Genomic DNA, 15,626 nt, shown 5'->3' with positions numbered 1-15,626 from the left:
CACCCGCCGGAGGGCCGGGTGGCACCCACATGGCCGAACCTCGACAACCGTCGCTAGAAAATGGCGATTTCGCCGAACTTTTCGACCCATAAGCCCGACCAGAGACGTGTATGCTGCATGCTTGGTCCTTGAGGATTGCTAATGGACAAGCCAGCCAAAGCGCCACTGTTCTCATATTTGGTCAAGCCGCACTTTCGGTTAAAATCGCCGGATCGCCTTCTCTCTGAAGCGGAGTTTGATCTTGCCCGGATAACTGTGGAGGATTTTCGGTTCGTGACCAGGGAGATGACCACAAATGTGGCGGAACTGCCCGCTGAAATCCGCGGTCGCAGTACCATTCTGCGGCGTTTGCTATCGGAGAGAGACTTGTTCAACGCGGGACGCCTCTTGATCCCGAGTTCGGGCCTGAGAGTTCTCGCGCGGATGCTGGATTTCGACCCTATTCACCCCGCCGTGCTTTTGACGTGCGGTAACTACCCTTGGGCCGGGGATCGGCTCCCGAAATATCGCTGCTGTGTTCTCGCTAAAGGGGCAACCTCCTTTGACTGGGACCCCTTGGCGATTTCGGGACGACGCCGACGTCTCCCTCTCGGAATATCTGAAAGGTCTCGCGATCGCGGTACATGGAACACCGGTGCGGCGGAGGGAGGTCATTAAATACGTCGCGGATAAGAAAGGCCGCGCATGTTTCGGATCATCGGAAACACTTGAGCGAGAAAGCAATCGACAGAGCGTGGTCTCACATGTCGATCACAATTGAAAACCAAGGAAAGAAAAAATTCAACTTAACATGGTATATCTTGAGCTTCTTGCCGTTATTCAGGCGTTGAAATCGAGCGAGAGCATCACCCACTACATCACTAGAATGGATAAGTGGCTGAGATCAGCCGAGATTGTCTATCCGGAAGGAGCCCGATACGAGAATGTCAACCTGCCCATTGAACCGCTTTAGCGACGGAAAATCGGCGCTGCGCCCAACAGGCATCGCCGGAACAATCTTCATTGCCGCCCAAGTCGGTAACGTCGCGCGACATGGCCAACCGGCGGCCGGCCAACGTGTTTGGGGATGCAGCGGCGCGGACATGGAGAGGCTGCTAGTCTCGTTCCCCACGCCTCTGGACCAAGCCTTGGAGATGACGACCTTTGAGGCGAAGGCGAAGCCGACAGCCGCGCGCACAACCGGCGTGGGGTTCTTCGACCGCATCCATGGCGCCACCGGCACCTCATCGCTGAACGGCTTGCGAGTGGCTGTAGCGACGAAGACTCTGGCGCGGGATGCCAAGGCGCCGCGGGGGCAGACGTTGCCCAGGCTTAGAGCGGCGACGCTTGGCTATCATGCCGGCGTCCAAGTCTCGCAGCTCGGAAGTTTCACCCTGACGGCTCTCCCAAAGAGTCTCGAAGGGGCGATGAAGCGGGGCCAGTTCATCCCCGGGACGAAATCCGACATACGTCGATCAAGCCTGCCCAAGAGCAAATACATGCGCCCCGACGTCCTTCACAAGTGCCAGCAATTCGGGCTGAGGCCTGACCCAGAAAGTTCGAAAAGCTTCCAGGAACCCCAGCCAAGTCAGGCCTGCTAGTTCCAATCGGCAGGAGGCGTCCCGGCGTTGACCATCTGCTCAATTCTCATGCTATCATCAGCATAGGCAAAGTTCCCGTATTTTTTCCAACTCTTTGCCACATCGTCCCATTCCCAATAGAATCCACCATTGTAGAATTGGTATAATGCTAGTCTAACCTGTTCTGCACTGAGCTTAGGTGCGTGCGGATACGCTGTATAAACATTCTTGAAATGCTGATTTACTTCCGTTTTCTTACTGCTATAGAGCGAAACTCCACCTGCAACATTTTGCCTCCAGTCCCACAGCTGCCTGGCGGAAGGAGAAGGCGTATCAAGTTGCATGGCACCAAAACCTGCAGGCGGCCCGAATAGAGGTAGACTCACATTGTCGAACTGCCTAAAGCGACTTTCTTTGTAGCAAATTACCTGCAGTTGAACATCCGGCAGTAGTCCTCTTATCGTCGCCTTGGCCGGATTGTCGCCCAAGATGCCGAACTGCTGTTCGCCTTCCGGAGTAGTTCCAGTTGCGCCATCGGTGGTTCGATGCCAATTTATCGAACATTTACAAATAAATGCCCCTCCCCGAACGTCCCCTCCGAAATCGAACGTCGGCTTCAGCGTGCCGTTGGTGAATTGAATGACGCTGGACTGGTCATTGCGACCATGTTCGTTATATATGATATAACCTTTGTGGTTAGCCGACAACATAACGTACTCCGGCGCATGTCCAGTCCAATACCACTGAACATCAAATGGAGGTAACCTTGGATCTACATTAATTCTTGCGATAATCTTGGGTGGAATCGCTATAGTGTGCAACACACCTAATATGTCAGGGACTTGGTCTCCTTCGTGGCTCGTAGAAGGGTCAGGCACAATTGAAGACGGGGCTCCGGCCTCCCCCCCCGAACGAAACCCAGTTGATATAGCGCCGCCAAAAGCCCATGGGGTTTTCTCATCAGAGACGGGGAGATGCTTTGCAGGAGTGGCTGTTACGGCCTCCCAACCATCCGATGAAATATATGCATAGGGGATCGTGCCATAGCCGGCTCCGTATATGCACTGATATCCCCAGCTTAGGTCCCAGCTGTTTCTCAGGATGAAAAAGCCACCACCAGGCGCAGATGAATCGTCCTGATAGCCGACAAAACACATTGCGTGGCCACCGACCTGGGGCTCCGATCCAACCCGCATGTTGATTCGCCCCGTCTGTCTTGTGTACGCCGAATGATACCAGCTGTCGTATACGGGAATGGAAAAACCTACGGTCGCTCCGCCGGCAAGCGCAAACTTGATGGCATTTACATCTTTTGGACCCAGTACGATTGTGGGAAGCTTGAAACTCGCGCCATCCGTCCGCGCGTTTGCAGGCTCCCCATTTTGGTTACATGCCCCGGCCGGATTGTAAGACCACACCAATTCGCGACACTCCCCCTTACCGGCGAGGACCTGGGCCGCCCTTATCTGCCAAGTACCGCAATCATTGGGATGTCCGTCAATGAGTTTAGTCTCATAGTACAGGAACTGTTCTGAGAAATCCTGTGCCGTCCCGGCCATCTTGCGATGGAATTCGTGAACGGCAGTCATCGCAAATGCAACACAGGTGCCGCGCCCTCCTTGGTTTCGTATTGGCGGCATCTGGGCGACATGATTGACATTCGAGGGCAAGTTGGCCAACTCCACAGGGCTCGGGGCCAATTCAACTTTTGCGTTATCGATCTCAGCGGCGATCGCTGAAGTGGGCTCTAGCGCTCCGAGCGCAAAAGAGCGTATAGCCGGAAGAACTGCAGCGGCGGACGCTTCGGGTGGTATCGCTTCGCGCAGTGCCTCTAGTAGGCTAGCTAACTCTGCGTCCTTGATGTCAAGACTCTGAGAAAGAAACGGCCTTACGTGGGTAATCGCGGCCAATGAAATGACTTGCTCTGCCTCATCAATGCCAATTCGCGACAATTCTTGAATTAATTCCCTATCCATGGATTGGATGCTGTCCAATCTATGCCCTCCGAACTGCGAAATCCTTACTGCCCTTGCGCGCGGACCTTTGGCCATGTTTTCCTCCCGATCTTAGTACGTTGTCTATTTCTCATATTTCGTGTGTGGAGATGTAAATTTTACGAGAGCTGGAAATCAATTTGATAAGGCTTACGCACAACTTGCGTCGGCTGAAGACCGCGACGGATGAACAAGAGTTCGCAATTCCAAGGATCTTCATCAGCACACTCGCCAGCGCTGCTTCCTTCACGTCGATATACCATTCGCCGTTTTCTTCCCTGGCCATGCCCATCGGCTTGGCCCGCCATTTGAGCGCGCCGCAAAGGCTTGACTTTAAATCGCTGGTCGCGAAGCCTGCCGGCCGGTACGGCCGGCAGGCTTCGTTGGAGATCACTTCCGGTGAGGCGCTTTTAATTTGCTGATGGAAACCTCGCCAGCCGGCGCTTTAGATGTGCGAGCCCCAGACGGCGCTACAATACTACAAGCCATGTTGATCGGCGCTCGCGTACAATTCGATCGCGGAACTCCGTAATTATCTTCGCAATATTGATCTCCGCGCTTGAGGTGATTTATATACGTAGAGTCACCGTTTCTGTTGGTGAAGTTACTGTAACCATCGCCGACATAAAAAATTGTCCAATAGCATATGCCGGAACCGGAACCACTGCAGTTGAAATATGAATAACAGTCCGCGTGCGCTAGAGAGATTCCGGATGGAAATGCAAGCCCTAGGATTGCCAGCATCAATCTTATTTTCATTTCTTCTCTCCCCAGTTTGGAACGGTTACTTTTCGAAAGTAATATTTCGAAATTCTTCGCGGCGCGATGGTCACAATAATATTTTCAAGACTTTGCCGATGAAGACTGATACACAACTACGCCTCGAATGAAGGACGGTTGGTCGCCTTGACGAACCAGCAACGAATGCTCAATCCCAAGGATCTTCCGCACACTCGCAAGTGCCGCTTCATTCACATCAATATACGCGACGATGTACCATTCGCCGTTTTCTTCCCTGGCCATGCCCATCGGCTCGGCCCGCCACTTCAGCGCGCCGTGGTGGGGCATGAAGTAGGTTTCCTGGATGCCGCCGACGGCGCTGAGGCCTTCATCGAGTGCGTATTCCATCACCGCGCAGCAGAGCTGCGTCAGCGTGCCGCGCAGCCCGGTCGAGCGCTTGTCGGGAACGACGAAGGTGCGCGTCCATTCGGCCCAATCGGGACGCCGTGGCACGCCCGATTTTTCGCACATGTGAGGAAAAACCTCCGAGACCATGTGCGGCTCGCTTGTTGGGATCAGTCGAGCCGAAGTCACCACGCGACCGTCTTCGATACCCAGCAGATAAGTCGCTGAGTCCGTGTCGAATTGGTCTAGCTCTCGACCGTCCGGGCTCGGAGGGCGCCATCTTTTTTGATGCACGAAAAAGTCGTGACGTCGGCGCAAAAACTCATCAAATTCGTTTTCATATAGATGTTTGTTCTGCGCATTGACGACATGAGCAGTTATCATAGCGCGATCCCCCGACCGTTCTCGGAGGAATAGTTGCAGTCATGCTAAAGTACGTCACCTGTCCGATCGGACAGTTGACGCAGTTAAGGGTGAATCAAACGCCTGCGCACTGCTTCAACGACTGCTTGCGTGGTTGTAGCGACGCCAAAAGCCTCGCGAGCCCGCGTCGAGTGCCATTTGACGGTGCGCTCGGTCAGGCCAAGGATCTGGGATGTTTCCGACGACGTCTTGCCGGCCGCCGCCCACAAAAGTACTTCCTTCTCCCGATCGGTCAGCAGACCTTCGTCGCCGCCATCGTCATTGGATAAGGCCTGGATCGACATGCCGGCATAGACCGCCATCGTCACCAGTTGGACCTGTTGTCGTGGCGAGAGCGTGCAGGATTTCGCGGATGAGGCAAACGACAGCACGGATTGCCAATGGTGAACGCTGAGCATGGGCACGGCAAAGCCGCTTGAAATGCCGAACTCCGTCGCTTCGCCGGCAACGCGTCGGGAGCCTGCCGTGCCGGACCATTTTGCCGGCACATCGGCCCAAAGAAATGGCTTCAACGTCTTCGCCGAATAGATGCAAACGCCATCGACAGCGGCATGCTCGGCCTCGACATAGCGTTCAAACCAGCCCTCGGGCCAACCGTTCAACTCAACCATCGGAGCCAGCTTCTGCCCACCGAGCGGCACACCGCTCAGGATAAGGTGCTCGAAGCCGAGATTCCTCACGGTTTCGAGCAGGTCACCCAGAAGCGGACCTGTCGACGTGTGCCTCCTGCAGCGTTCGACAAAGTCGAACACGTCTGAATCGATCATGACAGAGGCCCCACCTCCAAGCCGTAATATACTACGAATTTATACGATAAATTAGATATTTTGAATATGAAAATAAGCACGGCCGAAGCAGAGTTCTTCTGAACACGGAGCTCAGGCTACGACTCAGGGCAGTTCGCGTAGCAGAGCATGTCTGGCCGCCCTTCAAGGTCGTTCCAGGCATTGAGCTGGCGCAGAGCGCAGCGCCATTGGGCTGCACAGTCCCATTGTCCCGAAACCAGGCTGTGACGACGACTTCTTCCCATTGCGACACCAGTGCGCCTTTGCGAAGCGAAAAGATTGGTGGCGCGCTGGCGCGAGCCACTCGCTAAGCTTGATGCAAGACTCATGCGCAAGGCCCTTCATGCCCACCGATAGCCAGTACATTCTCGAACGCATCAGGCAGGGATGCGTGACGCTTGCCGATGACGAGTTCGTCATCGACAGGTTAGTCAAGTATGTCGGCAACGGCAGGATCCGCTGGCATGTCGAATTGCGTGGGCACCGCATCGAACTGACGACCGGCCAGATCAAGAAGCAGCCGACCTTTCGCAGGAAAATCCTCGAACAGGCTGGCGTGCTGCCGCCGCAGCGTACCGGGGCCGACTACCGGCGATGGGCTCTCGATCTGAGGCGGAATGCCATCGAGCTTCCCTGGCGGGACAGGCCGGTCGATGCCGGTTTTGCCATCGACAGGCTGACCAGCCACGGCGATGGGCGCTGGACGGTGGAATACCAGGGCAAGGCGATAAAATTCACGACGACCAAACTGCGCCGGCAACTCAGTTTCCGCAAACGCATGCTGGCCAAGGCCAAGGTGCTGCCGCCCGAATTGGCGCCGGCTGCCTATCGCAAGTGGATGGACTGGCTCATTCAAAACGCGACTGAGGAAGTGCCGCAGGCCGGCGAAACCTCGATCACAGAGAAAAGCTGGCTTGACGATCTGCCGGAGCTGGCCGGCTGGGAAGATGAAGCGCCACCCGAGAATTGATTGGGTTCCAATGATGTCATGCGCCGCTGGCGTCCGATCCGGTCGACGCTGTTGGGCACTTCACGTAAACAGGCTAAGATCGGTCCCGGCAGGGAGGACTTTTGCAATGGCCGAACCAGAGGACAGAGATATCAGGGAATCGCGCCGCATCCTCCGGGACATCAAGCAACAGAACGGCCCGGCAGGCTTTAGTCGTCTCCCTTACGAGGACCGGTTGCTTAGCCTGAGCGAGAAATATCCTGATCAGATCGTACGGTATTGGCCAGTTGGCCTTATCGTTGTCTTTGGACTCCTCGCCCTGTTGATCTATTTCGCCTAGCGCAGTGGGCATTGCCCTCGGTGCGCTTTGACGAGGTTCCTCGGCATCCCAATATGGATTTATCCGCATTTTAACTAATGTAGATAATTCTTACAGGCCAGCGTTCTCCCGGTTGGTGGGTGGAGTGGAATGACCGACCTTGTGGATGAGGATGAGCTTCCGGCACCCAGCCGATCCGGCCGCTGGCGCGCAATGGCTTTGGCGACACTCCAGATCGTCCCGCCGGTCATTTCCGTGGGATGCGCCATCATGGCCGGCTATTTCGCCTTTGCGATCGCCAGCAAAAAACCGCCGTTGACATGGCCGCTTTGGCCGTGTCGATCATGAAATCCGGCGATGCTTCACCGGAAATGCGCGATTGGGCAGCGGACGTTCTGGGGATACAGACCGATATCGAAATGCCTGCCAAAACTGCCCAGCAATAACCACCTGCCAGGCTGATATTCCTCCGGCAGGAGTTTGGTCGCCGCCCAAGCCGCCAGCGGCCGGCGCCGCTCATCCAAGAGATTGCCTGAGGAGGCGCCGGCCAGGCGGGCATTGGGGTACCCGCCGACGCTACATTAGCATTCACGCATAGATATGATATGGCGCGAACGCGGAAGTGCCTGCAGCCACGGGACTACAGCAATTTTTCCCAAGACCTGGGCCGGCAACGCTGCAAAGGTTGTGGCGCCAGCGTTTCAGCGCGGCTTGCCTGGAGACAGTCATGACGACGTTTCTTACCGCTCTCGCATCCGAAGGTCCGCCAGCCGACCGGGCGAAAGACATGGACCTGTATGGATGGTTGATCGGCAGTTGGGACATGGAGACGGTCCACCACCGCAACGACGGCACAAATCAGAAATCGGATGGCGAGTGTCATTTTGGCTGGGTGCTCGAAGGCCGCGCCATTCAGGACATCTGGATCAGGCCCAGGCGCCCTGCCCCGTCCACCATGTATGGCACGACCTTGCGCGTCTTCGATCTCGGGATCGGTGGCTGGCACATCATCTGGAGCGATCCGCTCAACCAGGACCATTCGCGCCAGATCGGGCGGGCCAAAGGCAAGGACATCGTCCAGATCGGCGCTGACTCGCGCGGCCTGCAGGCGCGGTGGCGGTTCACCGAGATCACCGCCGCCAGCTTTCACTGGATCGGTGAGGAGAGACGAGCGGAGAGCGACCCCTGGCGCGTGACATATGAACATTTCGCGCGCCGGACGGGTTCCTGAAGCACGCTTGCGCATTCAGCCCCTCGTGCCTACGGGCGAGGTACGACCATAGATTAGCGATAGCTCAATTAACACCAAACCAGTATCTCAAAACCCGCCGGTACAAGCGCGCCCAAGAACCTTCATATGTACCGAGCGCGAACTGAGGCTAGACAAGTGAAGATTCCAATAGCATTGTTGGCACTGGGACGGGGCTCGACCGGCAAACGCAAACGATGCTTGTCGGTGGTTGGCAACTGCTAAACCGTACAGCCGTAATTGCCACGGCTGCGAGACCAAGGAGTCCCAAGGATGCCGAACTCAAGCCAAACCAGCGATCAATGGTGGGTCAACGACCAGACGCCGGACAACCCGTACGGCAAAAGCGAAGATTACGGGGCCTTCCTCACCTACCTTGGAGCGCTGGACCGGTCGATAACGCCGGCGATCGCGGCGGGAACGCTGAGGATAAATGTCTCCGAGCTCAATGACCATCCCGAATACAAGGCCGCCGCGATCGGCGCCTTGCAGATGTGGGCCAGTGTCACCCCGTTGAAGTTCGAAATCGTCGACAATGCACCATACAACAGCGCAACGGACTGGATGCAGGTTGTCAGCCCCGAACTGGGCGAAGAGGACGACGGCAGCGCCTATTCCAACGACCGCTATGTCAGCATCGGCCAGCGTTTCCACGACACCGAGGTCAACAAGACGGATATTGGCGGCTATGTCTTCGATTCCTTCATCCATGAATTCGGTCATGAGTTCGGGCTGAACCACCCCGGGCTCTACAATTACAGCGGCCCAGGCGGCGTACAGATCAATTATCTGAACAATGCGACCTGGACCTACGACCGTCAGCAATACAGCGTCATGTCCTATTTCGACGGGATCGATGTCGGTGAAACCAGCCGCTGGTCGGCGTCAACGCCGATGATGGCCGACATCGAGGCTGTCATCCGCCGCTTTTTCTCCACCGTCGACGAGAACGGCGTGCGCACCTATCAGCATATCGATCTCAACATGGGCGACAACGTCTACGGCTTCGGCAGTGCCGTGGACGGCTACCGGCTGACCTCCTCGGGCATGCAGCACGATATCGGTTTTGTCATCCATGACACCGGCGGAACCGACACGATCGACTTCTCCGGCTCGACGGCCGGCACGATCCTCGATTTGCGCGCCGGACAGTTCTCCAGCGTCAACGGCCACAGCAACAATGTGTCGATCTTTGCCGGGCACAACGCCGATGGCACCGACTATTACATCGAGAACGGCATCGGCAGCAGCTATGACGACGTCCTGATTGGCAATGACGGAGCCAACGTGCTGGATGGCCGCGGCGGCGGCGACCGCATGGCCGGCAATGGCGGCGACGACACCTACTTCGTCGATTCCCTCGACGACATCGTGCGCGAGGAAGCGAATGGCGGGAATGACACGGTCGTTCTGCTGAACCGGAACTTGAATATCCGGAAAATCGCCAACGTCGAACACATCATCTACGCCGACGAGTCGACACTCCAGCCTGGAGACGGCGGCACCGAAACCGCACCGACCATCGGCGACAACACGATGACCAGCGTCATCTTCGGCGACAATGGCAACAATACGCTCGACGGCGGCGCCGGCGACGACACGATCTTCGGCCAGGGCGGCGATGACCTCATCATCGGCGGCCGCGACTCGCTCGCCAGCCGCGACATCAACAACACCATCGATGTCGCCGACCTTCCAGACCAGACCGAGAGCGACGACGGCAATGACACGCTCTATGGCGGCCGCGGCAACGATACGATCCTCGGCGGCCAAGGCAACGACATCCTCGACGGCGGCGACGGCGACGATACGCTGAGCGGCCAGGATGGCGTCGATATATTCCGGGGCGGCGCCGGCGTCGACACGGTAGACTTCAGCAAGGAGAGCCCCTTCCAACTGCTCGTCAACCTCGAGACGAACGTGGCCAGCGGCGGAACCGCCACGGGCGACACCTTCTACAGCATCGAGAACCTGATCGGCTCCGATGACCGCATCGACCGTTTCATCGGTACGTCGGCGGCAAATCATTTCTGGGGCCGGGGCGGCGGCGACTATTTCAACGGCGGCGGCGGCAACGACATACTGGATGGCGGCAATGACGGCGACATCCTGTACGGTGAAGCCGGCAACGACACGATCATCGGCGGCGCCGGCCAGGACTATCTGGATGGCGGCGCCGGCATTGATACGGTCGTCTACGAAGGCAGCTCCGCCGGTGTGACGATCGACCTCGCCAATGGCACGGCCAATGGCGGCGACGGCGATGGCCCGGTGCAGATCGTCGGGCGCGGCACCGTTATCCGGCACGACATCCTGGTCGGCTTCGAAAACGCTGTCGGGTCGTTCTTCGACGACCATCTCATCGGCAACGCCCAGGCCAACAAACTTTCCGGCGGCGCCGGCAACGACACGCTGACCGGCGGTGGCGGCGCCGATATATTGAATGGCGGCGCCGGCAGCGACACGGCGGACTACGCCGACGCGGCCAGCGGGCAAAACCTCAAACTGGGTGGCGGCAAATCCGGCGGCGACACCTATATCTCGATCGAAAATCTGGCTGGCTCGGGCTTCAACGATCACCTGACCGGCGATGGCGCGGCCAATGTGCTGACCGGCCAGGGCGGCGCCGACAAGATCGACGGCGGCGGCGGCGATGACACCCTGCTCGGCGATTTCGCCTATCAGGGCGATGCTCCGCCACGCCCGGGCATGGGCACCGGCTACGCCACGCTCGGACCGGACGCGACCAACAATTCGGTCTCGACCGCCTTCGACATCTCGAACAACTTCTCGCTGACGGCTGACCCCGACATCTTCGATTCGACGACCACCCTTCACACCACCGTCAATGCCACCGGAAACGGCTTGGGCGGATATTACAGCATCAACCTGGCGGCCGGCACGATCATCACCATCGACATCGATGGCATTGCCGACCCCAATGTCCATGACAGCATCGTCAGGGTTCTGGACAGCGATGGCAATATCGTCGCCCAGAACGACGATGGCGGCAACGACCCCGGCTCCAACAACGGCCGCGATTCGAGCACCAGCTTCATCGTTCAGGAAACCGGAACCTACTATATTGTGGAGGGCGAATGGTCGGACTCCGCTCCTGGCGATGGCTGGGTCGAATCCGTGCCGGAGGGCTCGACTTACAAGCTGAACGTATCGGTCGAATTCCCGCCGGTACCAGCTCAGCCGGGCGTTGCGGGCGCCGATACGCTCAATGGCGGCGGCGGCAGCGACCTTTTGGATGGCGGGCTGGCTGCCGATACGCTGACCGGCGGCGCCGGCGACGACTATTTCCGCTTTTCGACAGAACTCGGGAACGGCAATATCGACTGGATCAAGGACTTCAAGGTCGCCGACGATACGATCCTGCTGGACAACCTCATCTTTGCCAGCGTTGGCGGCGACGGCGCCCTCGCCCTGGGCTCATTCTACAAGAGCGCAGCCGGCGCTGCTCATGATGCCGACGACCGCATCATCTACGACACCGACAGTGGAATATTGTCTTACGACGCCGATGGTTCCGGACAGGGAGCGGCCGTTCAGTTTGCACACCTGAACACAAATCTGGATCTTTCGGCTGCAGACTTCATTGTCATCTAACGCGTTGCCGGGAGGGGTGCCGTCAGGCTGCCCTCCCGCATACCCCAGCGCAGTGAAAAGGGAGAGGACGCGATGACTGACCGCCGCACAGTGTTAATGGCCGCCGGAGTTGCGGCAGTCGCCGCGGCCACCGGGGCAGCGGCAGCGCAATCGCCAGATATTCGCGCGCCAGATATTCGCGCAACAGATATTCGCGGCGCCGTCACCTTTGTGGGCGGCAAGGCTATCCCGGAAGGTCATCTCGAGATCTATCTTGAGGATCCCGCCATTCAGGACAGTGGGCGACGCCGCGCCGCCAAAACCAGCCTCAAGAGCGAGGGCGGCTCAAAGACGATAGAATTTTCCTTGCCCCTGCCCGCAAGCTCGACCGCTTCACCAACGCTGCAGGTCGTTGCGCGCCTGGAGCGTGCGGACGGCTGGCTGGTGGCGCGGGGCAGCGCGCAGTTCCAGGCCGGCTTGCCCGTCCATGTCACACTCAAGGCAGTTATCTATTGAAGGACGAGATGCCATATCCTGATTGCGAGCCTGCATGCAGCTGACGCCATCGACGCCGCTTACGCTGGTCGGAATCCTGGCGTCGTTTCGACGTGCGTTTTCGGGCATCGTCCTGATGAGCGGGGTCGTCAACGTGCTGACCCTGACCGGCTCGTTCTTCATGTTGCAAGTCTATGACCGCGTCGTTCCGGGTCGCAGCGTGCCGACGCTGGTCGGCCTGGCGGTGCTTGCGGGAACATTGTTCGTGTTTCAGGGAGTGCTGGAGCTGATCCGCTCCCGCCTCATGGTGCGGCTGGGACAGGAGCTGGACGCAAAGCTGAGCCCGTCGGTCTATTCGGCGCTGATGCGCCTGCCGCTGCGCGCCAAGCCTTCCGGCGACGGGCTGCAACCCCTACGGGATCTCGATCAGGTCCGATCCTTTATCGGCAGTGCCGGACCGACCGCTTTGTTCGACCTGCCATGGATGCCGCTCTATATCGGCATCTGTTTCATTTTTCATTTCTGGATCGGCGTTACCGCGCTTGCCGGCGCCGTTGTCCTGTTTGCACTGACGCTTCTGGCCGAATTCCGGACCCGCGGCCCGACAAGGATCGCCGGACAGCACGCAGCCGTCCGCAGCACGTTGGCCGAGGCGACAAGGCGCAATGCCGAAGCCATGCAGGCCATGGGTTTTGGCGGGCGTATCGCCGAGCGGTGGTCTGCCGTCAATGCCGAGTACCTGAACGCCCATGCGGCGGCCAGCGATGTCGCGGGAACGCTTGGCACGATTTCCAAGATCCTGCGATTGATGCTGCAATCGGCAATGCTGGCGATCGGCGCTTATCTGGTCATCAAGCAAGAGGCGACCGGCGGCATCATGATCGCAAGCTCGATCATGATGGGCAGGGCGCTGGCTCCGATCGAACTGGCGATAGCGCATTGGAAGGGTTTCATTTCGGCGCGGCAAAGCTGGGCACGCCTGAAGCAGCTTCTGTCCGCGCTGCCGGAAGGCGCAACCGGCGTGACCCTGCCCGCGCCTGTCAGCGCGCTGGCGGTCGAGAATGTCAGTGTCGCGCCGCCGGGCGAACGCACGCCGGTGGTGTGGGATGCAAGTTTTTCACTGGCCAGGGGAGCAGGCCTGGGGGTCATCGGCCCGAGTGCTTCCGGCAAATCATCGCTGGTGCGTACGCTTGCAGGTGTCTGGCTTCCGGCGCGCGGCGCCGTGCGGCTGGACGGCGCGACGCTTGACCAGTGGCCGGCCGACGAGCTGGGTAAACATATCGGCTATCTGCCGCAGGATGTGCAGTTGTTCGACGGCACGATTGCGCAGAACATCGCCCGCTTCGACCCGGATGCGTCATCCGACATGGTGCTTGCGGCAGCCAAGGCCGCCGGCGTGCATGATCTCGTCGTGCATCTGGCCGACGGTTACGACACGAAGGTTGGCGAAGCCGGCGCCTCGCTGTCGGCGGGGCAACGCCAGCGTGTCGCGCTGGCGCGCTCTCTTTATGGCGATCCGTTCATGGTCATCCTGGACGAGCCGAATTCCAATCTCGACTCGGAGGGTGAAGTGGCCTTGTCCGCAGCGATCCAGGGCATCAGGGACCGCGGCGGCATCGTTATCGTCGTCGCGCACCGGTCCAGTGTGCTGGCCAATGTCGATACGGTGCTGGTGATGGCCAATGGCCATGTGCAGGCCTTCGGTCCGAAGGACGAGGTGCTGAACAAGGTCTTCCGATCGGCAGCGCCGCTCAAGGTCGTTGCCGCCACGGAGCGAGGCGTTCCGGCATGAGCGAGGACAGAAGCGCTTTGCATCACCGGCAGGTCCGCCGCTATCTCGTGGCTGGCGTTGCTACCTGTCTGCTGCTTGTCGGAGGTGTTGGCGGCCTGGCGGCGGTGACCAAGATGTCGGGTGCGGTGATCGCAGCTGGCCGGCTGGTGGTCGATTCCAATGTAAAGAAGGTTCAGCATCCGACGGGCGGCGTGGTCGGCGAGATCAGGGTGCGTGAAGGCGACCGGGTCAAGGCGGGCGATATTCTGGTGCGGCTGGACGAGACGACAACGCGCGCCAATCTGGCGATCGTCTCAAAAGGTCTGGATGAGTTTTATGCACGGTTGGCGCGCCTGGAGGCGGAGCGTGACGGCAAGGACACGATCAGCTTTCCGGACGTTTTGACATCGCGGCGCGACGAAGCCGGTGTCGCCGCATCGATGGCCGGAGAACAATCGCTGTTCGATTTCCGGCACCAGGCGCGGTCTGGCCAGCGATCGCAATTGCGCGAACGGATCGCGCAGTTGAAGCAGGAGAGTGCCGGCCTGACCGAGCAGCTGCAGGCGAAACGCCGCGAGATCGAGCTGATAGGGATCGAGCTGGAAGGTGTGCGGTCGCTCTGGCATCGCAAGCTGATAGGAATCGACCGCATGACGTCGCTGGAACGGGACGCGGTGCGGCTCGAAGGCGAGCATGGCCAGTTGACCGCGGGAATTGCCCAGGTGAAAGGCAAGGCGTCCGAGATCGAACTGCAGATCATCCAGATCGACCAGGATCTTCGCAGCGAGGTCGCGACCGATTTACGCGATACCCAGGGAAAGATCTCCGAGTTCGTCGAACGCAAGGTAGCGGCCGAGGACCAGTTGAAGCGCATCGATCTGCGCAGCCCGCAGGATGGCGTGGTGCTGCAGTTGGCGGTGCATACGATCGGCGGGGTCATCACCCCCGGCGAACAGGTGATGCAGATCGTACCGGTGACGGACGACCTGACCGTTGAAGCGCATATCGCACCGCAGGATATCGACCAGGTGACGATGGGCCAGAATGCGATTTTGCGCCTGTCGGCGTTCAATCGGCAAACCACGCCGGAGCTGACCGGGACGCTGTCGCGGATCTCGGCCGATCTCACCGTCGAAGAGCGCACCGGAGCAGCCTTCTATGTGGCGCGGGTGACGCTGCCGAAAACGGAGGTCGCCAAGCTGCGCGGGCTGGCGCTGGCGCCGGGCATGCCGGCCGAGGTGTTCTTCCCGACGGGCGACCGGACGATGCTTTCCTATCTGGTGAAGCCGCTGTCGGATCAGATCCAGAAAGCTTTCCGGGAAGAGTGAAGCCGCACGTTTGAGAGCTGAAGCCTCGGGACCGG

At 59.0% G+C, this 15,626-nt stretch carries 13 protein-coding genes; 9 read left to right on the top strand and 4 right to left on the bottom strand.

Features of this window, described 5'->3' with window-relative positions:
- Positions 1 to 923: 923 nt before the first annotated feature.
- On the top strand, positions 924 to 1,580 hold the full coding sequence (locus tag X726_RS143150) for a hypothetical protein (RefSeq protein ID WP_156940712.1): 657 nt from the start codon (positions 924 to 926) through the stop codon (positions 1,578 to 1,580).
- Here the strand turns inward: X726_RS143150 and X726_RS143155 are convergent.
- The 4 genes from X726_RS143155 to X726_RS143165 all read right to left on the bottom strand — a co-directional run bounded on the left by X726_RS143155 (position 1,577) and on the right by X726_RS143165 (position 5,868).
- Positions 1,577 to 3,553 carry a C1 family peptidase gene (locus tag X726_RS143155; protein WP_023672564.1) on the bottom strand — a complete coding sequence of 659 codons (1,977 nt, stop codon included), beginning with the start codon at positions 3,551 to 3,553 and terminating at the stop codon, positions 1,577 to 1,579. The genes X726_RS143150 and X726_RS143155 overlap by 4 nt on opposite strands.
- A 91-nt stretch (positions 3,554 to 3,644) precedes the next feature.
- The gene (locus X726_RS1000000171980) at positions 3,645 to 3,947 is read right to left on the bottom strand and encodes a hypothetical protein (protein ID WP_245272164.1); all 303 of its coding nucleotides are present in this window, start codon (positions 3,945 to 3,947) and stop codon (positions 3,645 to 3,647) included.
- Positions 3,948 to 4,396: 449 nt separating this feature from the next.
- Positions 4,397 to 5,062 (bottom strand): acyl-homoserine-lactone synthase, encoded by a 666-nt coding sequence (locus X726_RS0136310; protein ID WP_050588578.1) that lies wholly within the window; start codon positions 5,060 to 5,062, stop codon positions 4,397 to 4,399.
- Between the two features lie 83 nt (positions 5,063 to 5,145).
- On the bottom strand, positions 5,146 to 5,868 hold the full coding sequence (locus X726_RS143165; protein WP_023672561.1) for a LuxR family transcriptional regulator: 723 nt from the start codon (positions 5,866 to 5,868) through the stop codon (positions 5,146 to 5,148).
- 361 nt (positions 5,869 to 6,229) lie between these two features.
- Here X726_RS143165 and X726_RS143170 point away from each other — a divergent pair, with 361 nt between their 5' ends.
- The 8 genes from X726_RS143170 (at position 6,230) to X726_RS143200 (ending at position 15,591) form a co-directional block, all read left to right on the top strand.
- Positions 6,230 to 6,856 (top strand): hypothetical protein, encoded by a 627-nt coding sequence (locus tag X726_RS143170; RefSeq protein ID WP_023672560.1) that lies wholly within the window; start codon positions 6,230 to 6,232, stop codon positions 6,854 to 6,856.
- A gap of 106 nt (positions 6,857 to 6,962) precedes the next feature.
- Positions 6,963 to 7,175: a hypothetical protein gene (locus X726_RS143175; protein WP_023672559.1), complete on the top strand. Its 213-nt coding sequence runs from the start codon at positions 6,963 to 6,965 to the stop codon at positions 7,173 to 7,175.
- A 239-nt stretch (positions 7,176 to 7,414) separates the two neighbouring features.
- The gene (locus X726_RS143180) at positions 7,415 to 7,600 is read left to right on the top strand and encodes a hypothetical protein (protein ID WP_023672558.1); all 186 of its coding nucleotides are present in this window, start codon (positions 7,415 to 7,417) and stop codon (positions 7,598 to 7,600) included.
- Positions 7,601 to 7,881: 281 nt separating this feature from the next.
- Positions 7,882 to 8,385, top strand: coding sequence for a hypothetical protein (locus tag X726_RS143185; RefSeq protein ID WP_023672557.1), 504 nt, complete (start codon positions 7,882 to 7,884; stop codon positions 8,383 to 8,385).
- 291 nt (positions 8,386 to 8,676) lie between these two features.
- A complete protein-coding gene (locus X726_RS143190) occupies positions 8,677 to 12,018 on the top strand; it encodes a M10 family metallopeptidase C-terminal domain-containing protein (RefSeq protein ID WP_023672556.1) in 3,342 nt (1,113 codons plus the stop codon).
- Positions 12,019 to 12,090: 72 nt separating this feature from the next.
- Positions 12,091 to 12,513, top strand: a complete 423-nt coding sequence (locus X726_RS0136305; RefSeq protein WP_023682883.1) for a hypothetical protein — start codon at positions 12,091 to 12,093, stop codon at positions 12,511 to 12,513.
- Between the two features lie 34 nt (positions 12,514 to 12,547).
- The gene (locus X726_RS143195) at positions 12,548 to 14,284 is read left to right on the top strand and encodes a type I secretion system permease/ATPase (protein ID WP_023672554.1); all 1,737 of its coding nucleotides are present in this window, start codon (positions 12,548 to 12,550) and stop codon (positions 14,282 to 14,284) included.
- The gene (locus tag X726_RS143200) at positions 14,281 to 15,591 is read left to right on the top strand and encodes an HlyD family type I secretion periplasmic adaptor subunit (RefSeq protein ID WP_023672553.1); all 1,311 of its coding nucleotides are present in this window, start codon (positions 14,281 to 14,283) and stop codon (positions 15,589 to 15,591) included. Before X726_RS143195 ends, X726_RS143200 begins: the two co-directional genes overlap by 4 nt.
- Positions 15,592 to 15,626: the final 35 nt, after the last annotated feature.

This window comes from Mesorhizobium sp. LSJC285A00, from assembly GCF_000503155.1.
In the GTDB taxonomy this organism is placed as follows: Bacteria; Pseudomonadota; Alphaproteobacteria; order Rhizobiales; family Rhizobiaceae; genus Mesorhizobium.
Note: the sequence above shows the minus strand (reverse complement) of the source record. Positions and strands in the feature narration are given on the sequence as shown.